The organism is Brachybacterium sp. AOP29-B2-41 (genome assembly GCF_052378395.1).
In the GTDB taxonomy this organism is placed as follows: domain Bacteria; phylum Actinomycetota; class Actinomycetes; order Actinomycetales; family Dermabacteraceae; genus Brachybacterium.
On record NZ_JBQSXR010000010.1, the window covers coordinates 46,415 to 70,707 of the forward strand.

The 24,293-nt window shown below is 68.4% G+C and carries 20 protein-coding genes and 2 tRNA genes; 11 read left to right on the forward strand and 11 right to left on the reverse strand.

Annotated elements, in window-relative coordinates; translation table 11 throughout:
* Positions 1-158: 158 nt before the first annotated feature.
* From ACT3T9_RS11010 to ACT3T9_RS11030, 5 genes are all read left to right on the forward strand, one after another.
* Positions 159-434: a hypothetical protein gene (locus ACT3T9_RS11010; RefSeq protein WP_444606618.1), complete on the forward strand. Its 276-nt coding sequence runs from the start codon at positions 159-161 to the stop codon at positions 432-434.
* Entirely contained in the window at positions 431-748 is a 318-nt protein-coding gene (locus ACT3T9_RS11015) for a hypothetical protein (RefSeq protein WP_444606619.1), read from the forward strand. Before ACT3T9_RS11010 ends, ACT3T9_RS11015 begins: the two co-directional genes overlap by 4 nt.
* Positions 745-1,509 carry a hypothetical protein gene (locus ACT3T9_RS11020; RefSeq protein WP_444606620.1) on the forward strand — a complete coding sequence of 255 codons (765 nt, stop codon included), beginning with the start codon at positions 745-747 and terminating at the stop codon, positions 1,507-1,509. The genes ACT3T9_RS11015 and ACT3T9_RS11020 overlap by 4 nt, the downstream gene beginning before the upstream one ends.
* A 526-nt stretch (positions 1,510-2,035) precedes the next feature.
* A complete protein-coding gene (locus ACT3T9_RS11025; protein ID WP_444606621.1) occupies positions 2,036-2,668 on the forward strand; it encodes a hypothetical protein in 633 nt (210 codons plus the stop codon).
* A gap of 563 nt (positions 2,669-3,231) precedes the next feature.
* Complete coding sequence (locus tag ACT3T9_RS11030; RefSeq protein WP_444606622.1) at positions 3,232-4,614, forward strand: tyrosine-type recombinase/integrase; 1,383 nt, start codon at positions 3,232-3,234, stop codon at positions 4,612-4,614.
* A gap of 24 nt (positions 4,615-4,638) precedes the next feature.
* On the opposite strand, the gene ACT3T9_RS11035 is transcribed toward ACT3T9_RS11030, so the two are convergent.
* Positions 4,639-4,711 (reverse strand) — tRNA-Arg (locus ACT3T9_RS11035).
* 88 nt (positions 4,712-4,799) lie between these two features.
* Between ACT3T9_RS11035 and ACT3T9_RS11040 the strand changes: the two genes are divergently transcribed.
* Positions 4,800-5,240, forward strand: a complete 441-nt coding sequence (locus ACT3T9_RS11040) for a hypothetical protein (RefSeq protein ID WP_441446210.1) — start codon at positions 4,800-4,802, stop codon at positions 5,238-5,240.
* A gap of 31 nt (positions 5,241-5,271) precedes the next feature.
* Here ACT3T9_RS11040 and ACT3T9_RS11045 read toward each other — a convergent pair whose 3' ends face one another.
* Complete coding sequence (locus ACT3T9_RS11045) at positions 5,272-6,228, reverse strand: DNA-formamidopyrimidine glycosylase family protein (protein WP_441446209.1); 957 nt, start codon at positions 6,226-6,228, stop codon at positions 5,272-5,274.
* A gap of 55 nt (positions 6,229-6,283) precedes the next feature.
* Entirely contained in the window at positions 6,284-10,972 is a 4,689-nt protein-coding gene (locus tag ACT3T9_RS11050; protein WP_444606623.1) for an ATP-dependent helicase, read from the reverse strand.
* A gap of 176 nt (positions 10,973-11,148) precedes the next feature.
* Between ACT3T9_RS11050 and ACT3T9_RS11055 the strand changes: the two genes are divergently transcribed.
* Together ACT3T9_RS11055 and ACT3T9_RS11060 are read left to right on the forward strand one after the other, a co-directional pair.
* Positions 11,149-11,778, forward strand: a complete 630-nt coding sequence (locus ACT3T9_RS11055; protein WP_444502098.1) for a superoxide dismutase — start codon at positions 11,149-11,151, stop codon at positions 11,776-11,778.
* A 326-nt stretch (positions 11,779-12,104) separates the two neighbouring features.
* Positions 12,105-12,614: a single-stranded DNA-binding protein gene (locus ACT3T9_RS11060; protein ID WP_441446003.1), complete on the forward strand. Its 510-nt coding sequence runs from the start codon at positions 12,105-12,107 to the stop codon at positions 12,612-12,614.
* 19 nt (positions 12,615-12,633) lie between these two features.
* Here the strand turns inward: ACT3T9_RS11060 and ACT3T9_RS11065 are convergent, their stop codons facing one another.
* On the reverse strand, positions 12,634-13,167 hold the full coding sequence (locus ACT3T9_RS11065; protein WP_441446004.1) for a PPA1309 family protein: 534 nt from the start codon (positions 13,165-13,167) through the stop codon (positions 12,634-12,636).
* A gap of 156 nt (positions 13,168-13,323) precedes the next feature.
* Between ACT3T9_RS11065 and ACT3T9_RS11070 the strand changes: the two genes are divergently transcribed.
* Together ACT3T9_RS11070 and ACT3T9_RS11075 are read left to right on the forward strand one after the other, a co-directional pair.
* Positions 13,324-16,428, forward strand: a complete 3,105-nt coding sequence (locus ACT3T9_RS11070) for a UPF0182 family membrane protein (protein ID WP_441446005.1) — start codon at positions 13,324-13,326, stop codon at positions 16,426-16,428.
* 172 nt (positions 16,429-16,600) lie between these two features.
* Positions 16,601-16,674: transfer RNA gene (locus ACT3T9_RS11075), tRNA-Met, on the forward strand.
* Positions 16,675-17,084: 410 nt separating this feature from the next.
* Here ACT3T9_RS11075 and ACT3T9_RS11080 read toward each other — a convergent pair.
* Together ACT3T9_RS11080 and ACT3T9_RS11085 are read right to left on the reverse strand one after the other, a co-directional pair.
* The gene (locus ACT3T9_RS11080) at positions 17,085-17,687 is read right to left on the reverse strand and encodes a DUF1349 domain-containing protein (RefSeq protein WP_441446006.1); all 603 of its coding nucleotides are present in this window, start codon (positions 17,685-17,687) and stop codon (positions 17,085-17,087) included.
* Positions 17,688-17,724: 37 nt separating this feature from the next.
* On the reverse strand, positions 17,725-18,027 hold the full coding sequence (locus ACT3T9_RS11085) for a hypothetical protein (protein ID WP_441446007.1): 303 nt from the start codon (positions 18,025-18,027) through the stop codon (positions 17,725-17,727).
* Between ACT3T9_RS11085 and ACT3T9_RS11090 the strand changes: the two genes are divergently transcribed.
* A complete protein-coding gene (locus ACT3T9_RS11090) occupies positions 18,026-18,655 on the forward strand; it encodes an SGNH/GDSL hydrolase family protein (protein ID WP_441446008.1) in 630 nt (209 codons plus the stop codon). The genes ACT3T9_RS11085 and ACT3T9_RS11090 overlap by 2 nt on opposite strands.
* A gap of 81 nt (positions 18,656-18,736) precedes the next feature.
* On the opposite strand, the gene ACT3T9_RS11095 is transcribed toward ACT3T9_RS11090, so the two are convergent.
* The 5 genes from ACT3T9_RS11095 to aroA all read right to left on the reverse strand — a co-directional run bounded on the left by ACT3T9_RS11095 (position 18,737) and on the right by aroA (position 24,290).
* Positions 18,737-19,567 (reverse strand): C2 family cysteine protease, encoded by an 831-nt coding sequence (locus tag ACT3T9_RS11095; protein WP_441446009.1) that lies wholly within the window; start codon positions 19,565-19,567, stop codon positions 18,737-18,739.
* A 31-nt stretch (positions 19,568-19,598) separates the two neighbouring features.
* Positions 19,599-20,819, reverse strand: a complete 1,221-nt coding sequence (locus ACT3T9_RS11100) for a pyrophosphate--fructose-6-phosphate 1-phosphotransferase (protein ID WP_441446010.1) — start codon at positions 20,817-20,819, stop codon at positions 19,599-19,601.
* A gap of 179 nt (positions 20,820-20,998) precedes the next feature.
* The gene (gene hisN / locus ACT3T9_RS11105; protein ID WP_441446011.1) at positions 20,999-21,793 is read right to left on the reverse strand and encodes a histidinol-phosphatase; all 795 of its coding nucleotides are present in this window, start codon (positions 21,791-21,793) and stop codon (positions 20,999-21,001) included.
* Positions 21,794-21,891: 98 nt separating this feature from the next.
* Positions 21,892-22,968 (reverse strand): ribosome small subunit-dependent GTPase A, encoded by a 1,077-nt coding sequence (gene rsgA / locus ACT3T9_RS11110; protein WP_441446012.1) that lies wholly within the window; start codon positions 22,966-22,968, stop codon positions 21,892-21,894.
* The gene (gene aroA, locus ACT3T9_RS11115) at positions 22,965-24,290 is read right to left on the reverse strand and encodes a 3-phosphoshikimate 1-carboxyvinyltransferase (protein WP_442332462.1); all 1,326 of its coding nucleotides are present in this window, start codon (positions 24,288-24,290) and stop codon (positions 22,965-22,967) included. Before aroA ends, rsgA begins: the two co-directional genes overlap by 4 nt.
* Between the last annotated feature and the right edge of the window lie 3 nt (positions 24,291-24,293).

Below are 24,293 nucleotides of genomic sequence, written 5' to 3' on the forward strand. Positions count from 1 at the left end.
CTCGGAGGCACCTTGCCGCCCGCAGGCCGCTAGAACCCCCGGACTCCGGACCGTTCCTGCCCGACTGACAGCCCATCCGCGCACCGCTGCGCCTGACGGCTGGACGCAACACACAACTACTGCCCGGGCCGCTCCCTGCCCGTATCGAGGAGACCACTATGCACGACAATCCCGCCCTGCGCGGACATCTACAGGCCGTCAAGGCCGACCGTCCCTATAAGGCTGCGCTGCTGTGGGCCACAGTGCTGATCCACTGCGACACCGAGACGCTGGCGTGGTGCCCGCCTTCCTGCGTGGAGCTGCGCCGAGCACTTGCCACGGGGGAGGAGGAGAAGGCGAAGAACGTGGACGTAGAAGCCGCGATCCGGCAATGCATCTCAATGGGCATCCTTACCCGTGACAGCTCCCAGGAGCGCCTGGAGTTGAGTCGATGAGCGGCACGCGGACAGTGAACGTAATCGAGTCTGAGGCCGTCGCCTTCATGAAGAACGCCGCCGTCCACCCGGACCTGAGGATCATGCTGGCATCAATCGTCTTCGCGGACTCCGAGGGGATCACGGTCCTACGGAAGGGTCAGCTACCAGCGTGGTTGGCACAACCGGGCCGCCGGCGAGCCTCCTCAGGGTTTGTGCGAGCCCGGATCGACGGACTGATCGAGGCCGGAGCGCTCGCCGAGGGCAGTACACCGACCGAGCTGCGGTCGATGGTCGCCTACGGCACCGAGGCTGAGAGCGGGGAGGCGGCATGACGGCGACGATGGTTCAGGGAGACGCCGGAGGTATCACATCGGAGGTTCACACCGAGGACTCCCTGGCATACGCGAGGACGATTCAGAGCGGACTCACGGCACGCGAGAGGCGGGCGCTCGCCGCCATCTACGAGAACATGCCGTGCTCCGTCTCCGCAGTCGGTCGAATCGCTGGCGGCTCACGCCGAACGGCACAGCGGGCGTGCGATGCACTGGAGAGTGAGGCCGTGGCCCTGGTCCAGCGAATCGAGGCGGGGCTGATCATTCATCCGGATGCCATCGGGGCCGTGGATGCATGGGCGTACCGGCACGGGCGGCAGACCGACTCGATGGAGTGGTGGAAGGACTCCGACCCGGCCCCGGATGGGAAGAGGCTCCCCCAGGACGGGGATTCGGAGCCGTGGCCCGATGACGTATTTCCCGAGCCGGGATTCGACCCGGCACCCTCCGGAGAAGGTGTCGAGCTGGCGCTCCGGGCCGTCGAATCTCGAATCTCGCCAATGGGACGCGGGACGTTCATTCCGTTTGCCGTACTCGACTACGCCAACTCCACGACCTCACTAACCGCCGCGCAAGCTGCCCTGGAGTGCGGTCGCCGAGCGAATCGTTATGGTGTGGCCGAGTTTGAGCGTGGCGAGCTGGCGAGAGTCACCGGTATGTCGCCGGGGAGTGTAACTAACGCCCTGGCTCGTATGCGGGGGGACGGAATAGCCGCCACGGCCACCACTACCAGGGTCGAGCTGGACCTCCGATACCGGTAGGGGTGCGCACTTTGTCCGCCCGGGTCTCGGCAAGTACCACTCACGCGGAAAGTGTGTAGTTGACTAGAAGTGTTTACCTGCAACGATACCCCCTGCGCACATTTTCTCTTATAGGAACCGCTGTCCCTCCAGCATCGCGCCCCGGCATCCGGCATCCGGCACGCCCGCTCTACACGGGCGTCTCTGGCATCCGGCACCCGCATCGCGCATCTGGATGCAGGAGTCAGCGAAGAACAGAAGTGCGGCGAGGGGAACGTGAGGGAGGGCGAAGCCCGACCGAATGTTCGACGAGGCGGCGAAGAGAAGAACAGGAATTTCATTACCTTCAAGTTCATTTCCTTCAAGCCTTTCCTTCGCTGACCTTCAATGAAGAGCAACTACAACACGAGGAGGATCGGAGGGAGGGCGAAGCCCGACCGACTATCCGACGAGTAGTAGAAAATCATCAACAGAAAGCAGCTCACTATGACCGCCAAGAAGAACACCCAGAAGTCTCCCGTCACTCTCGCCGAGGGCCGAGGAGTACGTGAAGGAAGTCGAGTCCTCCATCTCTGCTCTCGCCGCCGAGCTTGAACCCCTCCAGGCTGAACATGACGTTCTCGCCGAGAAGGGACTACTCACCCCCACGGATCTTGACCGCCTGGACGGGCTGGAGAGCCTGATCTCCCGTCGCGCCGAGCATCTGGAGAAGCTGCGGACGATCACCCTCCCCAATGCCGTTGGCACTCTTCGTCGAGAGGAGCTGCTGGTCCTCGCCGCCGATGGAGTGAACGGCATTGAAGCCAAGTACGCCGAATATCAGCGCCGAGTCGCCGAGGCCGAGCAGAAGGCTGCACAGGCACTCAGAGACGCCAAGGAGGCTGCCGAGGACTGGGACCGGTTCATCGGCCATGCACTGACCGCTGCCCAGCAGGCCGGGCAGGAGCAGAGCAACCCCACCGACCCTGACCACCCCGTGCGCGTCACCATCGGCACGCTGTACCCGGAGAAGAACAAGCCGACCCACCTCATCGTTGACGGGCGGACCTACCAGGCCGTGAACATCGGCGGTGTCGTCCGCGCCGTGGCGGCGAAGGCTGACCCCAACATCGCCGAGCTGATCCGTCTCGGTGCTGAGGAAATGACCTACTCCGAGGTCCGCCGGGGCCGCTGGTCCTGATCCACAACTCCATCAAGCGCCCCATCTCTGGCCTAGTGCTGGAGATGGGGCGCTTTCTTCATGTCCACCGCCTCGCTGCTCACCGACTCGGGCGCTCATACCCATCAGACGATGGCCGCACTCGTCTTTGGAGCGCCCCGGAGGGTCTAGGGGTACTCCCGGAGGGGTAGGCGTTCCCGGGCTGCTCTAGGGCCAGTGGGGACGACGCCGACGAAGGCATGTCCACGAGGGCCATCGCGTCCATCGTGGGGGCGAGTTACGACACCGTTCAGCGGGACATCCGAGGTGACAGAAATCTGTCACCTGACGGCGAGCCGCGACAGATCACCGGGCGAGACGGCAAGACGTACACCACGCCGAGCGAGTTGCGGAAGTATCTTGGCGTCAAGCGAGCCTATGAAACCCGTACAAAAGTGCGTCGGCTGAGACCAGCGGGGGGACTTCCGTACATTTCCAGGGGTCGCCCCCCCACCCCCTCTATCCCTAGGTCCGCGACGCGATGACCTGTGCATTTCCTCTCGGGAGACCTTGCTATTCGTTGGCTCGCGCCGTACTCTCGGGGCATGGCAAAGAACAGACTTGCGGCAGGCGAGGTTGGCGCGGTGCAGGTGACCGCGTACGACAAGGACGGCAACAAAGATGCGACGGGCAGGGCCATCTCCTACTACATCGCCAACACCAGGTACGGCGCACTGGATGGTGGGCGTCCGGTCCGCGTGCAGGCCCGTGGCCGGAACCGTTCCGTTGCTGAGGATGCGGTGAAGCGCAAGGCACGGGAACAGTACGCCGCCAGGCTGGAGGCTATGGGGGCGAAGGATGCAACCATGTCGATCCCGTCCACCTGGGACGGTTTCGGCGCTCTGCACCTTGCATGGATCGAGTCGGATGACTCGGACTATTCCGATGCCACCGTCCGCGTCTACTCCGATGCGATGCGCAATCGCGTGCTCACTGCGGGCCACAAGTTCAACGGGCGCGAGCTTTCCTCGCTGGCGCACCTGGAGCTGCGGGAGTGGTTGCAGGGCATCGCCAACGATCACGGCAACGGCGCGGCGCACAGTGTGAAGTCAGTAGTTGGCGGCATGTTCAAGCGCGCCGTTGGCTACGGCATCGTCTCCGCCCCCGGCCCGATGGCTGGCATGGGTGCAGTGAAGCGCTCACGCCGCACTGAGGCGAAGGTGAAGACGGAGACGGAGCGCAAGGCGCTGGAGGATGGCAAGGTGCTGCGCGAGAGGGACACTGACCGGGCTCTCACCGCTGAGGATCAGGAGCGCCTGCTCACCTTCATCGAGAAGGACAGGCGGACCAACGACAACGACACTGCCGACCTGATCCGCTTCATGCTCGGCACAGGTGTTCGCATCGGCGAAGCACTGGCGCTCCGCTGGGAGGATGTGAAGCTCACCGGGAAGTCTCCGCACGTGAGCATCGGCGGCACGCTGGGCCGCGTCAAGGGGGAGGGCATCGTGCGTCAGCCGTGGACAAAGACCACCAGGAGTGCTCGCAACGTCTTCATTCCCTCCGACACTGCCGACCTGCTGCGCGAGCGCCACGCCCGCATGACGAAGGTTGGGCACGAGAAGCCGCTCCCCATGTCGGAGGACGGCGCGGTGTTCCCGTCCATCAACGGCACCTGGAGGGACCAGAGCAATGTCAACGATGCGATGCGCCACGTCTTCGACCACGAGGACGTGAACGTGCCGTGGGCCACAACCCACACGTTCCGTAAGACGGTGGTCACCGATCTTCTCGATGCTGGCATGTCGCCGAACCAGGTTGCCGCTCACGTCGGCCACGAGGATGCATCGTTCACCCTCCGCACCTATGCGGACTCTGTAACCGCACCGAAGGATGCCGGGAACGTGCTCCAGATGCTTCGGGACGGGCGGAAAAAGCCAACGAATGAGCCAAACGTGCCGAAAACTCGGCATCTACATGCGGTCTGATCAGGCGTATTGCCTGGTCAGTAGTGCCCCCAGCAGGATTCGAACCTGCAACCTACGGATTAGAAGGCCGTTGCTCTATCCATTGAGCTATGGAGGCTGACGGCGGATGAGTCTACCGAGGATCCGGCCCTCCCATCGTGCGGACCGGCCCCCGGCACCGATGGAGGTGATGCTTCTCTGAGTCCATGGTTCCTGACTCCGCCCGTTCCCGTCATCGTCAGCTGCGCGCCGCTGCGGTCCTGATCCTGATGCAGGGCATCCTCATGGAGGCCACGGTGTTCCTCGGAGTCCTGTGCCTGCTCGCACTCGACATCCCCCCGGAGGTGATCACCGAGCGTACTGAGATCTTCGCCCTCGGCTACCTCCAGGAGAATCTCTACCCGATGATGCTGCTCAGCGGCGTGTTCGCGGTGCTGCGGATCCTCGGCGCGGTAGCGCTGTGGCGGAACCGGCTTTGGGGCCTCGCTCTGTCACTCATGATGTGCCTGGTCACCTTGGTGCTGATGGTCTTCCTGCTGCCCCCGGGGATCGACGATGGGATTCTCTCGGGTGCGGCGCTGGTGCTGATCCTGCGCGGCTGGCTCGGGACGGACGGGGCGGGGCAGCCTCGGCGGATCCTCTCCTGAGCGGCGAGGGCTACCTGCTACTCGCTACTCGCTACTCGCTACCCGCCCACCGGCGCCGACCGCCCCGAGCGCCGGTGTCCTGCCGCCGCCCTCCCGGTAGACGCCCTCCCGGTAGCGGAGCGCCGGGACCGGCCTGGCACCGCGGGCAGAACCACAGCACCCGCGCCTCCGCCCCCTCCAGCCTCGGGTCAGCGAGGTCCCCTCGCTCGATCCGGGCGCGGCAGCGGCGGCACTGCTTCCCGCCGCGTCCGTAGACCCACAGGTCCCCGTCCCGGCCCAGCATCCCGCCGGTGGTGACCCGCACCGAACGGGCCTGGTTCAGCACCAGGAGCCGACGTGCGAGATCAACGAACTCGCCGAGGTCGCCCGCGGCACCGGTCGGGGCGGCGGGGTGGACACGGCGCAGGAAGCAAAGCTCGCTGCGGTAGATGTTGCCGATGCCGGCGAGGTTGCGCTGATCGAGCAGCCCGAGCCCGATCGGGCGTTCGGGGTCCGCAGCCAGGTTCACGATGGCGCGGTCGCGCAGCCCTGCGTCCTCGTCCCACGTGGGATCCAGGAGATCCGGGCCGAGATGGCCCACGAGCGAATCCTCGTCGGCGGTGCGCACCAGGCGCACCTGCTTGACGTCGTAGGCGATCGCACGGGCCTCGCGGCCGTCCTCGTGCTGGGCGGTGAGCAGCACGCGGATCGTGTCCGCAGGTCGGGGCCCGGCACTGGTGTCGCTCGAGCGCAGGGCTTTCCCGTTCACGTGCCAGATCCCGTCCATCATGAGGTGGGTGTGCAGGGTCAGCGGCGCCGGTCCCGGGACCGGTGGCAGCAGCCGCATCAGCAGGTGCTTGCCACGTGGCCGCACCTCGTGCACACGCCAGCCGACGAGGTCGGCGGTCGCGGAGCGCGGGACCCGGAGATCACATGTGGTCAGGACCGCCCCGGCGAGGGCGTCATGCAGAATCCGGCACTGCCGGGCGACGGTGTCACCTTCGGGCATCAGCAGTCCCTCTCAGGCATCAGCAGATGTCCTACCATCAGCAGACTTCCCGGCATCAGCGATCGCCCGCCCTGAGCCGGATCGAGCGCGGCGAGCGGTAGCTGCCGCCCGCCACGAGCGCCTCACCGATCGAGGTGACCGCGGCGGCGTCGATCGGGTGGCCGTTGATCCGTTCGAGCCGCAGCTGCGGCAGGCGGGAGTCCTCGGCGATCGCCCGCACCAGCTGTGCGGCGAGCCCCTGGGTCGCCGAGTCGTCGGCCCACCACAGCAGGTGCTTGCCGCCCTTGTCGACGAAGGCTGCTACCTGCCCGTCGGCCAGCAGCACGAGCGCCCCGGCGCGACGGGCGGGGCGGGCGGTCGCGCCATCGGGCGGCGGGATCGTGATCGGAGGCCAGGGGAGCGCCGCACCGTAGGGGTTCGCGGGGTCGGTCGCGGCGAGTGCGACGCAGAGGGCGTCGGCCGACGGGCCGCTCTCTCCTTCCTCGCCGCCTCGTCCCGTCTCCGCCTCTCGGTCCCGGTCGCGCAGACGGTCCACCGCCTCGACAGGCGCGAACTGCGAGGCGCCGAGCCCGTCGATGAAGTAGCCGCGGCGGCAGGCACCGTTCTCCTCGAGCGCTCCGAGCACGCGGTACACCGCGGCGAAACCGCCGGGGACGTCCTCGACGTCCATCGCCCCGCGGGTGACCACCCCGTGCCGGTCCAGCAGCAGCGTCGCGATCGCCGCGGCCCGAGCTGAGGGGTCCACGCCCTCGACCCGCACGGCGGACCAGCGCCCCGCGCCGACGGGACCGGCCACGAGCTCGGAGACCGAGCTAGCGCCCTGACGCAGCATCGCGGCCGACAGCCGTGCCGCCCCGCGCCGGGTGAGCGGACGGGAGCGTCCCGCGCCGCGCGCCGCGGACTTCGGGGCCGAGCCGCGGCCATAGCTGCGCAGCGCCTCGAAGGAATCGTTGGTGATCAGGGCACGGAAGGCCAGGTCCCACAGCGCTTCGTGCACCGCGGCGGGCTCGAGCGCCTGGCCCTGGTCCGCGAGCGCGGTGAGGATCTCCCCGTGCCGCAGCGCCCCGGGTGTGCCGCGCAGCAGCGCGAGGATCCGGGCTGCGGGGGAGCCGTCTGCGAGATCCGCCGCGGCCTCCTCGAGCGCGGTCGCGTCCAGGCCCAGCGGCAGAGCGTCAGCGAGATGGAGCCGGATCCAGGCGTCGTCCCCGCCGAGTCGGCCGTGCCCGGTCCACACCAGCTCTCCGGAGGCGAAGGCCGCGTCGAGCATCGCGGGGGTGATCTCCGGCAGCCGCGCCGGCAGCACCTGGGACTCCCAGGCCGACAGCGGCAGGGACACCCCGGTGAGCTGGTCGATCACCGAGAGCAGGCCGTCCCGGCCGCGCCAGTGCGCACTCTCCCGTCGGCCGTCGGGCCGTCGACCCGCCAGGTGCTGCCACTGCCCGAGGAACTGTGCGTAGACGGGACCGGGCACCGGCGCGATCTCGCGCCGCGAGGCGGCGAGGCTCGCCCGACGGATGCGCCGCAGCACCTCCGCATCGACCCATTCCTCGCCCTCGCGGCCAGGCGTGAACTCGCCCTGCTGCAGCGCCCGTTCGGAGGCGAGCTGCTCGAGGGCGCTGCGCGCGACACCAGGAGCCAGGCCGAAGACGTCAACCGGCTCGCCGGCGAGGAACGGCCCGCGGCCGCGCGCCCAGCGGGAGAGCAGCTGCGCGACGGCCCGATCCACGGGGGCGAGATGGGCCTGCGGAATGCCAGGCGGCAGCGCGGTGCCGAGCGCGTCACGCAGCAGCCCTGCGTCCTCGACCGCGGCGAGATGCTCCGCCCCGGCCAGGCGCACCGTGATGATCCGCCGGGCATCCCGCAGCTCGTCGAGCGCGGCCCCCAGATCGAGGCCCTCGGCGCTGCGCTCGGCGAGCTGGGTGCGGGTGAGCGGGCCGAGGCGCCGCAGCGTGTCGGCGATCTGCTCGGTGCCATGGAGGGCACGCTCGGCGGTGAGGCCCTGCAGGCGCTGCTCCACCTCGGCGATCACCTCGGCATCCAGCAGCTCGCGCAGGCTCACCGTGCCCAGCAGCTCCGCGAGCAGCGACTGGTCCAGGGCGAGTGCGGCGGTGCGGCGCTCGGCCAGCGGTGCGTCGGCGTCGTAGATGAACTGGGCGAGATAGCCGAACAGGAGCGAGCGCGCGAAGGGCGAGGGGGAGGGGGTCTCGACCTCGCGCACCTCCACCCGGCGCCCGCCGATCTGCCCCATGAGCTCCACCAGGGCGGGCAGGTCGTAGACGTCCTGCAGGCACTCGCGCGCCGCCTCGAGCATAATCGGGAAGTCCGGGTGCGGCCGCGCCACCTCGAGCAGGTGGGCGGAGCGCTGCCGCTGCTGCCACAGCGGCGCGCGCTGGTTCGGATCCCGCCGCGGCAACAGCAGGGCACGGGCCGCGCACTCGCGGAACCGGGCCGCGAACAGGGCGGAGGAGCCCACCAGACGGCGCACCTCCTCCTCGATCTCCTCCGGAGTGAACACGAACAGGTCCGCGCCGGGCGGCTCCTCACCGTGGGGAATGCGCAGCACGATCCCGTCATCGGCCGCCATCACCTGGCCGTCCAGGCCGTACCGCTCCTCCACCCGGGCACCGACCGCGAGCGCCCAGGGACCGGTGATCCGCTGCCCGTAGGCGCAGTGCAGCACCACCCGCCAGTCGCCGAGCTCGTCGAGGAACCGCTCGACGACGAGCTGCTGCGGCCCGGGAACCACGCCGGTGACCTGCTGCTGCTCGGCCAGGTGGTCCAGCAGCACGGTGCGGGCGTTCTCATCGAGGCCGAGCGCGGCCAGGCGGGCAGCGGCGTCGGTGCGGTCGGCTCCGGCGAGCTCCGCCTGCGCCGTCGCGATCGCTCGGCCGAGGCTCGCCGGGCGCCCGTCGCCGTCGCCATGCCAGAAGGGGATCCGCCCGCTCATGCCGAAGGCGGGGGAGACGGTGACGCGCGAAGCGGTGATCTCCTCGATCCGCCAGCTCGTGGTGCCCAGCGTGATCACATCCCCGCGACGGGACTCGTAGACCATCTCCTCGTCCAGCTCGCCCACCCGCCGCGGCTGCGAATCGTCCTCGCTCGCGACCAGATGCACCGGGTACAGGCCGCGGTCGGGGATCGTGCCGCCGCTGGTGACCGCGAGGCGCTGGGCGCCGGGACGGCCCGACAGGGTCCCGGTCTCGTGGTCGTGCACGAGCCGCGGCCGGAGCTCGGAGAAGTCGGTGGAGGGATAGCGGCCGGCCAGCAGATCGATGGTCTGGTCGAAGGCGGAGCGGGGCAGCGCCCGGTAGGGATGCGCGGTGCGGATCAGGTCGAACCAGTCCTCGACCTGCAGATCATCCATCGCGGCGGCCGAGACGGTGTGCTGGGCGAGCACGTCCAGAGCGTTGCGCGGCACGGAGAGCGGCTCGATCCTGCCCGCGACCGCCTCCTGCACCGCGACGGCGGAGCGCAGCACATCTGCGGCGTGCAACGGATGCAGGGAACCGTGGGAGACCGCACCGACGTCATGTCCCGCGCGACCCACCCGCTGCAGCAGGCTCGAGACGGACATCGGCGCGGCGACCTGCAGGACCAGGTCCACCGCGCCCATGTCGATCCCGAGCTCGAGCGACGAGGTCGCGACCACGCAGCGCAGCGTCCCGGACTTCAGCTGCTCCTCGATCCCAGCGCGCACCTCCTTGGACATCGAGCCGTGATGGGCGCGGGCGATGTCCTCGAGCTCATCTCCAGCAGGCTCCGGGGCTCCATCGGCGGCGGACCGCCGCGCGTGCAGGCGGTTGAGCTTGCCGGTCAGGCGCTCAGCCTGGCTGCGGGAGTTCGTGAAGACGATGGTTGAACGATGTGCGAGGACCTCCTCGAGCACGGCACGTTCGACATGCGGCCAGATGGTGCCGGACACGTCCTCGTCGTCGACCGCATCGGCGGGAGGCTCGATCGCCTGCAGATCGCGCACCGGGAGCGTCACGGTGATGTCCCAGCGCTTGGTCGACTCCGGTCTCACCACGGTCACCTCGCGGACACGGCCGGAGCCGGTGAGGAAATCGGCGACCTCCTGGACCGGTTCGACGGTGGCGGAGAGCCCGATGCGCTGGGCAGGCGCCTCGAGCAGCGCATCGAGCCGGGCCAGCGACAGTGCGAGGTGCACGCCCCGCTTCGTCCCCGCGACCGCATGCACCTCGTCGAGGATCACCGTGTCCACCCCGCGGAGCGTCTCGCGCGCCTGGGAGGTGAGCATCAGGAACAGTGACTCGGGAGTGGTGATCAGGATCTCCGGGGGATGGGAGATCAGCCGCCGACGCTCGGCGGCCGGCGTGTCCCCGGTGCGCACGCCCACGTTGATCGCGGAGCGGGGCGTTCCCAGCCGCTCCGCCGCCCGTGCCGTGCCCACCAGGGGCGAGGTCAGGTTCCGCTCGACATCGACGCCGAGGGCCTTCAAGGGGGAGAGGTACAGGACCCGGGTGAGGCCGCGCCCGGATCCGGTATTCGCAGCAATGGTCGGCTGCCGTTCGGCGCGTGACGTCGCCAGGCGATCGATCGCGGTGAGGAAGGCGGCGAGAGTCTTGCCCGAGCCGGTCGGTGCGACGACCAGCGTGTCATCACCGCGCTCGATCGCCTCCCACGCAGCCGACTGCGCTGGGGTGGGCGACTCGAACGACTCGGCGAACCACGTCGCGGTGGCAGCAGAGAAGAACGAGGGGAGAGCGCGGCGAGACAGGGCCATTGACCCATTGTGGCCCGCAGGGCCCACACGCCGCCGCGCGTCGGCCGTACTCCGTGCTGGGGAAGAGGCGGATGCTGGCGACCCTGCCAACTCGCAGTCCATCGTGGCAGGATGGATGGCACGGCGGGTCCCGCACCAGCTGGCCCCGCGCACCACACGACGAAGGGATGATCCACATGGCGGAGTACACGCTTCCTGATCTCGATTACGACTACGGCGCGCTGGATCCCTCGATTTCGGGCAGGATCATGGAGCTGCACCACTCCAAGCACCACGCGACCTACGTCAAGGGCGCGAACACGGCGCTGGAGAAGCTTGCCGCGGCTCGCGAGGCGAATGATTTCGGGACCGTGAACCAGTTCTCGAAGGACCTCGCGTTCAACCTCGGTGGTCACACGAACCACTCGATCTTCTGGAAGAACCTCTCGCCCGAGGGTGGCGACAAGCCCACCGGTGAGCTCGCGCAGGCGATCGATGAGTTCTTCGGCTCGTTCGATGCGTTCCGTGCGCACTTCACCGCGGCGGCGCTGGGCATCCAGGGCTCGGGGTGGGCTGTGCTGGCATACGAGCCGCTCGGCGGGAACCTCGTGATCGAGCAGTTCTACGATCAGCAGAACGGTGTGCCGGTCGCAACGATCCCGCTGTTCCAGCTCGATATGTGGGAGCACGCCTTCTACCTGGACTACCAGAACGTGAAGGCTGACTACGTCAAGGCGGTCTGGAACATCGTGAACTGGGCCGATGTTCAGGCGCGGTTCGAGAACGCGACGAGCAACGCCTCCGGCCTGGTCATCCCCAAGGCCTGACCTGCTCCGGCGCATGATCAGCACCAGCGCCTGATCCGGCTCGGCGTCGGATCCGACTCAGTGCCGGATCCGATTCAGCGTCTGATCCACCTCGTTGCGCGGGCCGTCACCGGCCCGTGTCCGGGATGACAGCGGCCGGTCCCTCCACGGAGGGGCCGGCCGCTGCGCTGTCCGCACCTCACTCCCGCCCGACCGTTCCTCCACAGAGCCGCTTCGTCCACAGGAATCGCTCTGCACTGGAAGCGACGGGGCGCGACCGCGACGCTGAGGGCATCGGCAGGGAGCCGAGGCCGGGAAAGTCCCGGTACCTGAGGAAGGACACCGCCATGCGGGATATCCAGACCACCATCATGGGCAACGCCACCGCCGACCCCACCTCACATCCGCAGGACGACGGATCCGTCACCGCCAAGGTGCGGGTCGCGGTCACCGGGCGTTACTACAACTCGTCCGCGCAGGACTTCACCGACCGCAAGACCGAATTCGTCACCGTGTTCGCTCGGAAACAGCTGGCGCGCAACCTGCTCGCCTCGGTGCGCAAGGGTCAGCCGCTCATCGTCACCGGCCGGCTGAACACCTCCGAGTGGACCGGTGAGGACAACACCGCCCGCCACTCTCTGAACATCCAGGCAGAGGCAATCGGCCACGACCTCACCTTCGGCAGCACCAGCTTCGCCCGCCCTCTGCGGTCGGTGGATGTGCCCGATATGGATCCGAACACCGGGGAGGTCCTGCCCGCGGGAACGGCAGTCGAGGCTGACACATCGACCGGAGACGACGAGGCGACGACCGTGGAGGAGGGGTCGAACGACGACTCCTATGCGTCGGTCTTCTGAGCTCGACTCACCACCGGTCTCAGTCGGCGGCCTGCAGGGTCTGGACGAGAGCCTGGGAGATCTCCGGCAGCAGCGCGGCGCCGAGGACGTAGTCGTCCTTGTCGCTGCGCTGCACCGCAGACCAGGTGGTGCCGTCGGCCAGCGCAGCCACGACCACTCGCAAGGAGCTGCCGCTGGGCAGCTTCTGGTCCTTCTCGTCATCGCGGGCGCTCCACGCGGACGGTGCGAGGTCGCAGACGATCGCCCCGCCCGCAGCCAGCTCCGGCCACTGCGCCGACTCGAGCACGGCGAGCGGATCAGCCGCGGTGGGGGAGCCGTCGTCGAGATCGATCGGCGTGAGATGGAGATCGTCGGGGGCGCCGGCTTCGCCGTCTGCCGCGCCGAGCAGCGCGGCGAGCGACGGGGAGGCTGCCATCAGCTCCGCGCTGCGGGCCAGGGCGAACAGGCGTGGTGCGGGCAGAACGCTGCCCTCCACATGGCGGGCGACCTCGAGAACCGCAGCGGCAAGCGCGGCGGTGGAGGCGTCGAGTGGGTCCGGGGCCGGAGTCGTCATCGGATCGAGAGGTCCCTCACAGGTTCGGCCTGACAGAATGGGTGGACCGTCGCGTCTCGCGGCGGCACCACACTGTACCCGGATACCGGAGTCTCGTCCCCTGCCCAGCAGGCGATGTGATCACGGGCTCCGGCACCGAGGCACCTGAGGTTATCTGTGAGTTTCTCCGCCCCGTTCGGCGACATGCCACGGCCGCGCCCACGACCGGCCCCTGACGCGAGCTCTGGCGGTCCCCGGCGGATCTCGCCGCTGGCGATCACCATCGGCATCCTCGCGCTGCTGATCGTCCTGCTGGTCCTCGCCTCCGAGATCTGGACCAAGTACCTCTGGATGGACCAGCTCGAGTTCACCGATGTGCTCATGACCCGCTGGATCACCCAGGCGCTCCTGTTCCTGGTCGGCTTCATCGTGTTCGCAGTCCCGCTGTTCCTCAGCCTGCGCATGGCCTACACCAGGCGTCCCGTGTACCCGCCGGTCACTCGTGAGCAGGAGGCGCTCGAGCAGTTCCGCGCCGCCGTGGATCCGCTGCGCCGTGGGCTCACCTACGGTGCTCCGGTCGTGATCGGTGCCTTCGGCGGGCTGGCTCTGTCACGGGGCTGGAAGGACGTGCAGCTTTTCCTGCACCCCCAGGACTTCGGCCAGGTCGATCCGATCTTCGAGAATGACATCTCGTTCTACGTCTTCACCTTGCCACTCATCGACATGCTGATCTCCTTCGGGCAGTTCGTGCTGCTGGTCTCGATCGTCGGCGCCGTGATCGGTCACTTCATCTATGGCGGCGTCAGCTGGGGTCAGGACAGCGGGCTCGAGGTCACCCGGTCCGCACGGCGGCATCTCGGAGTGCTGGCCACGATCTATGTGCTGCTGCTCGGCGCTGGCCACTGGTTCCAGCGCTATGACCTGCTCACTGCCGTCCATACACGCTTCGAAGGCGCCTCCTACGCGGACCACAACGCCATCCTGCCCGCGCAGACCATCCTCGCGATCGCCTCGATCGTGGTGGCGGCGATGTTCGTGGTGTGGATCTTCCGCTCCGACTGGCGCATCCCCGCGATCGGCGCGGGCCTGATGATCCTCTCCACCTTGGTGGTCGGGAACCTCTACCCGTGGGCCATCCAACAGTTCCAGGTCCAGCCCAACGAGCGTGCGCTCGAGCAGCCCTACATCCAGAACAACATCGACGCCACTCGCACCGCGTTCAACCTCGACGATGTCAACGAGGTCCCGTACACGGCCACTACCGATGCTGAGCCGGGGGCGCTGCGTGAGGATGCTTCGACCACCGCGCAGATCCGACTGATGGATCCCAACATCATCTCGCCGACCTTCGAGCAGCGTGAGGCGAACCGCCAGTACTGGGGCTTCGACGAGGTGCTCAGCGTGGACCGTTACGAGATCGACGGCGAGCTGCAGGACACCGTGATCGGCGTTCGTGAGCTGCGGCCGGACAAGTTCGGTCTCGCCGATCGTTCCTGGGTGGATCAGCACGTCATCTACACCCACGGCTACGGCACCGCCGCCGCCTACGGCAACCGTCGCAACGCCGATGGCGAGCCGAGCTTCCTGCAGTCCGGCGTGCCGGGCAGCGGCGCGTTCAGCGAGCACGAGGAGCGCGTCTACTTCGGTCGCCATTCCCCGGACTATTCGGTCGTCGGCGCTCCTGAGGGCAGCGAGCCCGAGGAGTTCGACTACCAGCGTGGCAGCACCGATGACGAGGAGGGCGGGGACCAGGTCTACAACACCTTCCAGGGTGATGGTGGGCCCGCGGTGGGCAGCTTCTTCAACCAGCTGCTGTACGCGATCAAGTTCCGCGATCCCAACATTCTGATCTCCAACTACCTCAACGAGGAGTCACAGATCCTCTATGACCGCGACCCTCAGCATCGGGTCCGTGAGGTCGCACCGTTCCTCTCGCTGGACTCCGAGATGTATCCGGCCGTGGTCGATGATCAGCTGGTGTGGGTGGTCGACGGCTACACCACCACCACGGAATATCCGTACGCCCAGTCTGTGGATCTGGACCAGACGGTCAACGACTCCCAGACCAATCCGAACAACACGGCCGCCAACCGTGAACGCTCGGCGAATTACATGCGCAACTCCGTCAAGGCGGTCGTGAACGCCTTCGACGGCTCGGTGACCCTCTACACGTGGGACACCGAGGACCCGATCCTGAAGGCCTGGGCTGAGGTGTTCCCGGAGGCGCTGCGCCCGGCCTCCGAGATCAGCGGCGATCTGATGTCGCACCTGCGCTATCCCGCGGACTACTTCAAGTCCCAGCGCGAGATCCTGTCGACGTACCACGTCACCGACGCGGATGACTTCTTCACCCAGCAGGACTTCTGGCAGGTGCCGCCGGATCCCACCGTCCCGGCGCCGACCAACACCGATGGCACCACGGGCCAGCAGGCCCCGCAGCCGCCGATGTACCTCACGATGCAGATGCCTGACGCGGAGAACCCGCGGTTCATGCTCTCCTCGAGCTTCATCCCCTCCGACGGCCAGAACGTGCTCACGGGCTATCTCGCCGTGGACTCGGAGACCGGGAACGCCGAAGGGAACCCCGCCGACAGCTTCGGTGACATGACGCTGCTCGTGCTGCCGGCCTCGAACCCGGTCAACGGCCCTGGCCAGGTGCAGGCCACCTTCAACGCGGAGCCGAACGTCTCCCAGGCGCTGAACCTGCTGAAGTCCGGAAACTCCGAGGTCATCAACGGCAACCTGCTCACCCTCCCGGTGGGCGGCGGCCTGCTCTACGTGCAGCCCGTCTATCTGCAGTCCTCGCAGACCGGCGGCGGTACCCAGTACCCGTTGCTGCAGATGGTGCTGGTCTCCTTCGGCGAGAAGATCGGCTTCGCGCCGACGCTCGACGAGGCGCTGGACCTCGTCTTCGGCGGTGACTCGGGCGCCGACGCCGGTGATGCCGAGGTCGTCGACCCTGACGCACCCTCCGGCACTGCTGACACCGAGACGGGTGACGGCACTGTCGATGAGGGCGAGCAGGCTCCGGCCGAGGGTGAGGAAGGGCAGCAGGCCCCGCCGCCCGCTGCCGGGACCGCTCAGGAGCGCCTGGACCAAGCCCTCACGGATATGGACACCGCGGTCACGGATGCCGAGACTGCGATGGCCAGTGGGAACTGGGCCGCCTATGGCGACGCGCAGACACGTCTCAGTGATGCGCTGAACCGTGCGATCGAGGCGAACAAGGAGCTCGGCGGCACCGGAGTGCCGGCCCAGCCCTCCGATGGCGGGGGCGGCTGATCCGTCGCTGACCATCCCTCCCAGGACGCCCGACCGGCGCCGGCCCACGCCGGATCCGGCCGGGCGTTCCGGCGTCCAGGCAGGTGAACGGCCTATGAACGTGTCATGGCACACGTTCGACCACTCTCGGTTGGACGTGGGGGCGAGGGGGTCGTAGAGTTACACATGTCGACGCGGGGTGGAGCAGTTCGGTAGCTCGCCGGGCTCATAACCCGGAGGTCGTAGGTTCAAATCCTGCCCCCGCTACGAGATAGGGCCCCTGGCCAGCAGAAATGCTGATCAGGGGCCCTAGTTTTATGCTCGATCGCGGGGACCGCCTTCGCACGGTCTGACCTTCCTGTCCACCGGCTGACCCAGGCCAGGCTCTCGGTGTCGACCGGGGCGACGAGCGGCCAAGTGCGGTGAGAGCAGATGGGTTCGGCTCTGCAGACGCAGCTCGGCCTGGCAGAGTCCGTTCGGCACGAGGACTTGGACCCTTCGCACCTCGCCGATCAGCACCTCGTCACGGCCACCCCCAGGCAGAGGCTGGGCGATGCTCTGCGGCTCGATAGACGCAGGAGGTGCGGAGCCCGGGGCCCGTCGCGCTGAGGACGCTGCAGCGGGCCTCAGCAAGCCCCGGCCGGCTCAGAGACCTGGCTGCATGTTGCCGGGCGCGCTCAGGAGCCGTCGCGCTGATCCTCCAGGCGCGTTGCGGTGAAAGAGATCTGGTCGAAGACGACGTCGCAGCCCTCGCCGGTCGGCGACTGCACTTCGAAGCCGATCTGCAGAGAAGCGGGGGAGTCGAGGGCGAAGAGACGCACCATGTCCCACCGCAGACCGTCGAACGAGCTGTGGAACGCGTAGATGCCATCGATCCGGCTGATCCGCAACCACACCTGCTCGCCCTCGACGATCATCGCGTTCGCGTCATCGGAGACCTTGCGGTTGACCACCGACACCACGGTCGTGCTGCCGTCCGGGGCGGCCTCGAAGCACAGCTTCGCCCAGTGCTCCTCGTCGTGCCAGAGCATCAGCACCCCGGCATCGAACTTCGAGTGGAAGCCGACCGTGACCCGTGCGCTGAGCTGGAAGTCGCCCTCCGGCGCTGTACCGAACAGCGTCCCCGCATTGAGCGTGGGCTCCGCGCCGGGGAACGGCGCGATGAAGATGTCGGTTCTGGCCTCGGAGGTGGCCCGCAGCTCGTCCTCTCCGACAACTTCCCATGGCACCCGCGACGGTTCGAGCGGGAACGGGAGCGCGGGCAGGGTGAGGGCAGACATCACAGAACTCCTACGAGTCGTCCGGGACTCCTACGAGTCATCCGGGGCGGAACAGTCGTGAGCCGGGATCGGCATCGGACGCGCAAGCGGTCGAAGGCGAGTCTACGGTGGGGTGTTCGGCGGCATCGCTATCGGCATCGGCATCGGCATCGCCTTCGGCATCGTTATCGCCCTCGTCAGAGCCGTCGCTGAAGACCCCGAACGCCACCGATCCGGGTATCGACGTCGCGATAGCACCAGCCGTTGCACTGCGCGACCCGCACAGTGCTGGACGTGTCGCGGCGAGTGGTCGCAGATCATTCGAGCATCCGAATCGCATTTCTGGCACGATGTCCGCCATGACCGCGCCCACCGCCCCCGCATCCCGCACCCTGCTCTTCATCGGCGATTCGATCACCGATGCCGGCCGTCGAGAAGACCCCGAGGAGCTCGGCCACGGCTACGTCCGTCTGCTCGCGGAGCACTTCGCGGCCCACGAGCCCACCTCCACGGTGATCAACCGCGGGATCGGCGGGGACAAGGTCGCCGACCTCGAGGCTCGATTCGGCCCCGACTGCCTGGACCTCACCCCCGACCTGGTGACGATCTACGTGGGCGTCAACGACTCCTGGCACCGCTTCACCCGGGGTGAGCATGTTACCGAGGAATCGTTCGAGCAGGGCTACCGCCACCTCCTCGCGCAGCTCGCCGCCTCGGTGCCGGAGGCACCGGTGCTGATGATCATCCCGTTCGTCGCGGACATCGACGAGGAGCGCACGCGGATCCACAGCGACCTCGACGGCAAGGTGGCGATCATCCGCCGGCTCGCGCAGGAGCACGGCCACCGCATCGTGGATCTCGAGCAGGTGCTCGCCACGGCCCTCGCGGCAGGTCACACCCCGCAGAGCATCGCCGAGGACGGCGTGCACCCCACCCCGCCGGGGCACCGCCTGATCGCCGACGCCTGGCTCGACGCAGCAGGACGCTGAACGGCTCCTCACGCTGCGCCGTGGAGGTGACGGGTTCAGATCCCGCCGGTCATCCGTCCGATTCCGGCACCCCGTGGAGCCTCACCGCAGCGGCGCGGTCACATCCACCGAGAGGAACCCGCGGCGGAAGCTGCGGGCATCGAGCACCAGCAGCTGATCAGGGCGCCAGGGATTCCGCAGGTGCACATGACCGCTGCGCGCATCCGCGCCGACCACCGCGAACACATGGTTGCGGGGCAACGGGCCGGCGGCGGTGGGAACACGCGAGCTGAGCGGATGGGTGGAGGCGGCGATCGCCCGCCCCTCGTCGCGCCAGGTGATGATCTGCGCGGCGCTCGGCATCCGCAGCTGGGAGTGGACCCGCTCGCCCAGCAGCAGCTCGAAGCCGAAACGGGCGAAGCCGCGCTGCAGGAAGCGGTAGTCCCCGGCCACATGGGCGGCGATCGCCTTCTCGAGCACGCCCACCCAGCCCGGGTTCGCGCCGTCCCGTCGGCCGTACTGGAAGATCCCCTGCTCATCGACCGGCAGCATCCGATCCACGCGGATCGGGACCGACACCGCGGGCAGCCGCACCGTGACGATGCCCTCCTCCTCGGCAGAGAGGAGAGCACGCAGACGCTCCGGAGCCGTCTCATGGATCGCGAGCATCGAGGCCATCACCCAGCAGTCGCCGAGCCGCCCCTGACTGGGCCTCAGCAGCTGCGGTGGGGCGAGCGGGCCGTGGTCCGCCTTGAGCGCGGTGGCGCCCGGTCCGGGCCCGAGGTGATGGACAGTCGGGTCGGGGGAGCCCGTCTCCGGACCGGACCAGGCGGGTTCAGTGGCCCCGAGACGCGCATCGCGCGCCCGCCCGGTCAGGGCGAGCGCGCGAAGGGTGCGGCGCCAGGTGCGCACGCGCGGGCGGGAGCTGCTCATGAGGATCTCCGCCCGGACATCATGGAGAGGCTCAGTGCTTCTCAGCCGCGACGATCTTCTGGCCGGTGCGCTCCATGACCTCATGGAACCAGGGCTGGGAGATGTCGAAGGCCTTGTGCCCGGCGACCCGCTCGAACTCGACGGCGCGCAGCACATCCCCGCGCTCCTCATCGTGCCCGATCAGTCCCGAGCCACCCTCGAGAGCGACCTGGACCGCGTAGTCGGTCATCGACTTGATCAGGCGGATGTCCTCGGGGTTCGCCTTCGCGGAGCGGGAGAAGTAGCCGGACTTCTGGACCATGACCTTCTCGGCGCCGAGCTTCTCGGCGAACTGCTTCGCGAACCACTGGCCGGGGTTGATGGTGTCGATCTTGACGTGGCCGAAGGGGTCCTTCTCGGGCTCCTCGCCGCGCGCCTGCATCTCGGCGACGATCTCGGGGATGCCCGCACCCTCGGAGAGGAAGATGTTCACGCAGCCGGCCTCGTCCATGACCACCTTGAGGCGCTCGGCCTCGGCCTCGATGTCGAGCTTCAGCTCGGGCAGGAACACGGCGTGCACGTCCCAGCGCTCGGCGCGGTGCCCGATCCCGGGCAGCCACTCCTGCTGGGAGTGCCAGGTCTGGTAGTACTCGGCCGCCTGTGCGGTGAGGTAGCCGCAGGCACGGCCCATGACCTCATGGATGATCAGCATCTTCGGGTTCGAGCCGTGCTCGGCGATGATGTTCTGCGCGAAGATGCTCGACTGCTCTGCGGCGGACTTCGCACCGAGCGACTGCTTGATCGGCACGATGTCGTTGTCGATGGTCTTGGGCAGGCCCACGACCTGCATCTCGTGACCGTTCTCGTGCAGGAACTTCGCGAGATCCGCGGCCGTGGTGTTGGTGTCGTCGCCGCCGATGGTGTGGAGCACGTCCACGCCGTCGGCCTTGAGCTTGTTCGCCGCGACCTCGAGGGCGTTCTCGCCCTCCTGGATCAGGCCGCGCTTGACCAGATCCGCGGTGTTGGTGAGCTTCACGCGGGAGTTGCCGATGGGGGAGCCGCCGTAGTTGTGCAGCAGGCCGGCCTTCGCACGCACCTCGTCGTCCACCACGATCTTCTCGCCGGAGAGCAGGCCCCAGTAGCCGTGCTTGTAGGCGATGATCTCGACGTCGGGCACGAGCTCGGTGTACCGCTCGATGAGACCGCCGACGGCGGAGGACAGGCAGGGGGCATAGCCACCTGCGGTCAGGAGGGCGACGCGCTTGACGGTCATGGAGAAGGATTCCCTTCACAGTTCGGGGGCACAGTGCCCCGAGTCTACCGAGACGGCCTGGGGCCCGATGACGAAGGTCCCCGCGTGGACGCCGCGGTCGCCGCGACGAGGTTGACTCCGTGGGCGCCCGTTCGGATCTCCCGCCCGGACCAGGAGCGGAAAACTCAGTATTCGCGTCCTCAGGAGTCGCGGGCCGCGAGCGCCTCGAGGATCTCCTCATGCAGGCGACCGTTGGTCGCCACCGCACTGCCGCCGAAGGGGCCGTCCTCACCCTCGAGCGAGGTGAAGCGGCCGCCGGCCTCGGTGAGGATCGGGACCAGCGCGACCATGTCGTGCAGGGCGAGCTGCGGTTCGCAGGCCGCATCCACCGCGCCCTCCGCCACGAGCATGTAGGACCAGAAATCACCATAGGCGCGCGTGCGCCAGAAGCGCTGCATGAGGTTCAGCATCTGCGGGAGCCGGTCCTGATCCGCCCAGCCGTGCAGGGAGGAGTAGGACAGCGAGGCCTCTTCGATCGAGTCGACGGAGGAGACCTGAAGGCGAGAGGCGCTGTTGATCCGCGAGCCCGTCCACGCCCCTGCGCCCTCGCCGCCCCACCAGCGCCGGTTCAACGCTGGCGCAGAGACCAGGCCCACCACGGGGCGGCCATCCTCGATGAGGCCAATCAGCGTGCCCCAGACGGGCACGCCGCGCACGAAGTTGCTGGTCCCGTCGATGGGGTCGATGACCCACTGACGCGGCGACGCACCGGTGGAGCCGAACTCCTCACCGATCACCTGATCCCGGGAGCGTGAGCGCGAGAGCTGAGAGCGCACCAGCTGCTCGGCGGCGCGGTCGGCATCGGTGACCTCGGTGAGGTCCGGCTTGGTGGAGACCTCGAGGTCCTGTGCCTTGAAGCGGGACATGGTCAGCTGGTCCACGGCATCGGCGAGCACATGGGCCAGGCGCAGGTCATCGGCGAATCGACTCGACATGCGCCCACACTACGACCCGTGCCCGCCTGCTTCCCGCAGCGACGCGGACCCTCGGGAAGCCACCTGCGCGGCGCAGCGGCGGCTTCTCCGCGCTGCGTTCACAGCTCCCAGGGATCGTTCTTGCGCAGCGCGGTGGCCAGGCGCCGGTAGGAGAGTAGACGGGCAGGACCGGCGGTTCCCGCCTTGCCGCCTTCGACCAGCGCATCCAGAGCACAGTCCGGCGCGTCCTCGAGATGGGTGCAGCCACGGGGGCAGCATTCGGCGAGCTCCGCGAGGTCTGTGAAGGCTTCCAGCAGCTCTTCGGGGTCCACATGGCCCAGCCCGAAGGAGCGCACGCCGGGAGTGTCGATCACCCAGCCGTCGTCCTCCGGCAGCGCCATCGCGAGCGCTGAGGAGGAGGTGTGGCGGCCCCGGCCGGTGACGTCGTTGACCACTCCGATCGCCCGGTCGGTACCGGGGACCAGGGCATTCAGTAGCGTCGACTTGCCCACGCCCGAGTGCCCGATCAGCACGCTGACCCGCCCGGAGAGCCGCTCGCGCAGCTCCTCCAGGCCCACGATCCCGGGTTGCCCGGGACGCCCGGATTCGGCCGCCTCCTCGGGCAACTCCCGTCGCGTCCGCACATGATCGAGCCCCAGCGGCGCATAGGCGGTGAGGAACGAGTCGGGGGAGCGCAGATCGGTCTTGGTGAGCACCAGCAGGGCATCGACGCCGGCGACATAAGCCGCGACCAGGCAGCGGTCGACCATGCCGCCGCGCGGTTCGGGATCGGCGACAGCGGTCACCATCACCATCAGATCGACGTTCGCGACCAGCGGGCGCTCGGTCGGGTCGTCGTCATCGGCGCTGCGGCGCAGGAAGGAGCTGCGCTCCTGGATGCGCACGATGCGGGCCAGCGACCCATCACGCCCAGAGATGTCCCCGACCAGGCCGACCAGGTCGCCGGGAACGATGGGGGAGCGGCCGAGCTCACGGGCACGCATCGCGGTGACCGCGCGCTCCGCTCCGGTGCCCTCCTCGACGATCGTCCGCCACCGCCCGCGGTCCACGGAGACCACGCGGGCGGTGACGGCGTCCTCATGCTTGGGCCGGTCCTTGGTACGAGGCCGCGAGCCGCGCCTGCTGGGGCGGACGCGGATATCGCTCTCGTCGTACTCGCGGGCCGAGCGGCTCACGCGTCGTCCACCGCCGGTTCCGGGTGGAGCATCGCCAGCCACATCCCGACGAAGTCGGGGAGGGTCTTCTGGGTGGTGCCGATGTTGACCACCCGCAGGTCCGGAACCCTGAGCCCGATGATCGCGCCGGCAGTGGCCATGCGGTGATCCTCGTAGCTCTCGAACACCTCGCCATGCAGCGGCCCCGGGTGGATCTCCAGCCCGTCCTCCAGCTCGACGGTGCGTGCCCCGATCTTCGACAGCTCAGTGGCCAGGGCCTTCAACCGATCGGTCTCGTGGCCGCGCAGATGCGCGACTCCGGTCAGCCGGGACGGAGAGTCCGCGAGAGCGCAGAGCGCCGCCATGGTGGGCACCAGCTCGCCGACCGCGGACATATCCGCGTCGATGCCACGGATCTTCCCGGTGCCCTTCACGCAGAGCGTCTCGTCCTCACGCCAGATCTCACCGCCCATCCGGCTCAGCAGCTCCCGGTAGGCATCCCCCGGCTGGGTCGTGGTCTCGGGCCAGTCGTCAACCGCGATCGTGCCGCCGGTGACCATCGCCGCGGCCAGGAAGGGGCCGGAGTTCGACAGGTCCGGCTCGATGGAGACCTGCACCGGTCGGATAGGCCCGGCGCTCACGCTCCAGCTGTGCCGACCCTGGTCGTCGATGCGATGAGAGGCCTGGATCCCGGCCTGACGCATCGTCTCCAGCGTCATCTCGATGTGCGGCAGCGAGGGCAGCACCTGGCCCACGTGCACCAGCTCCACATCCGTCTCGGCACGCGCGGCGACCAGCAGCACGTTGGAGACGAACTGGCTGGAGGCAGAGGCGTCGACCTCGATCCGGCCGCCGCGCAGGCGCCCGGTGCCGTGCACGGTCAGAGGCAGATGCCCGGGCTGTCCGTGCTCGGTGATCTCGACGCCCTGCTGCCGCAGGGCGTCGATGACCGCATCCATCGGACGCTGCAGCGCGGCGTCGTCCCCGGTGAAGCGGACGTCTCCGTGATGGAGGGCTGCGAGCATCGGCACGAACCGCATCACCGTCCCCGCCAGACCCGTGTGGATCTCGATCGGGTCGGCAGGATGCTCGGCAGGGGGCGGAAGCGGTGTCACCTGCAGGGAGCCGTCCTGCACCACCAGCACCGCGCCGAGTCGCTCGAGCGCATCGCGCATCAGCCGGGTGTCGCGGGAGACCAGGGCGCCACGCAGCGTCGAGGGTTCGTCCGCGGCGGCCGCCAGCAGCATCCAGCGCGCGGTCAGGGACTTCGATCCCGGGACCCGCACCAGCGCGTCGACGGGTTCGTCAGCAACAGGTGCGTTCCACAGCACCTCGGAAGCCATCAA

Bases quoted from the DNA above. Each gene is read 5' to 3' on its own strand.
- ACT3T9_RS11020 (WP_444606620.1), top strand. From the start codon at position 745: ATGACGGCGACGATGGTTCAGGGAGACGCCGGAGGTATCACATCGGAG.
- ACT3T9_RS11060 (WP_441446003.1), top strand. From the start codon at position 12,105: ATGCGGGATATCCAGACCACCATCATGGGCAACGCCACCGCCGACCCC.
- ACT3T9_RS11100 (WP_441446010.1), bottom strand. From the start codon at position 20,819: ATGACCGTCAAGCGCGTCGCCCTCCTGACCGCAGGTGGCTATGCCCCC.
- ACT3T9_RS11090 (WP_441446008.1), top strand. From the start codon at position 18,026: ATGACCGCGCCCACCGCCCCCGCATCCCGCACCCTGCTCTTCATCGGC.
- ACT3T9_RS11045 (WP_441446209.1), bottom strand. From the start codon at position 6,228: ATGCCCGAAGGTGACACCGTCGCCCGGCAGTGCCGGATTCTGCATGAC.
- aroA (WP_442332462.1), bottom strand. From the start codon at position 24,290: ATGGCTTCCGAGGTGCTGTGGAACGCACCTGTTGCTGACGAACCCGTC.
- ACT3T9_RS11055 (WP_444502098.1), top strand. From the start codon at position 11,149: ATGGCGGAGTACACGCTTCCTGATCTCGATTACGACTACGGCGCGCTG.
- ACT3T9_RS11015 (WP_444606619.1), top strand. From the start codon at position 431: ATGAGCGGCACGCGGACAGTGAACGTAATCGAGTCTGAGGCCGTCGCC.
- ACT3T9_RS11050 (WP_444606623.1), bottom strand. From the start codon at position 10,972: ATGGCCCTGTCTCGCCGCGCTCTCCCCTCGTTCTTCTCTGCTGCCACC.
- ACT3T9_RS11085 (WP_441446007.1), bottom strand. From the start codon at position 18,027: ATGGCGGACATCGTGCCAGAAATGCGATTCGGATGCTCGAATGATCTG.
- ACT3T9_RS11040 (WP_441446210.1), top strand. From the start codon at position 4,800: ATGGTTCCTGACTCCGCCCGTTCCCGTCATCGTCAGCTGCGCGCCGCT.
- ACT3T9_RS11065 (WP_441446004.1), bottom strand. From the start codon at position 13,167: ATGACGACTCCGGCCCCGGACCCACTCGACGCCTCCACCGCCGCGCTT.
- hisN (WP_441446011.1), bottom strand. From the start codon at position 21,793: ATGTCGAGTCGATTCGCCGATGACCTGCGCCTGGCCCATGTGCTCGCC.
- ACT3T9_RS11010 (WP_444606618.1), top strand. From the start codon at position 159: ATGCACGACAATCCCGCCCTGCGCGGACATCTACAGGCCGTCAAGGCC.
- ACT3T9_RS11080 (WP_441446006.1), bottom strand. From the start codon at position 17,687: ATGTCTGCCCTCACCCTGCCCGCGCTCCCGTTCCCGCTCGAACCGTCG.
- ACT3T9_RS11095 (WP_441446009.1), bottom strand. From the start codon at position 19,567: ATGAGCAGCTCCCGCCCGCGCGTGCGCACCTGGCGCCGCACCCTTCGC.
- ACT3T9_RS11030 (WP_444606622.1), top strand. From the start codon at position 3,232: ATGGCAAAGAACAGACTTGCGGCAGGCGAGGTTGGCGCGGTGCAGGTG.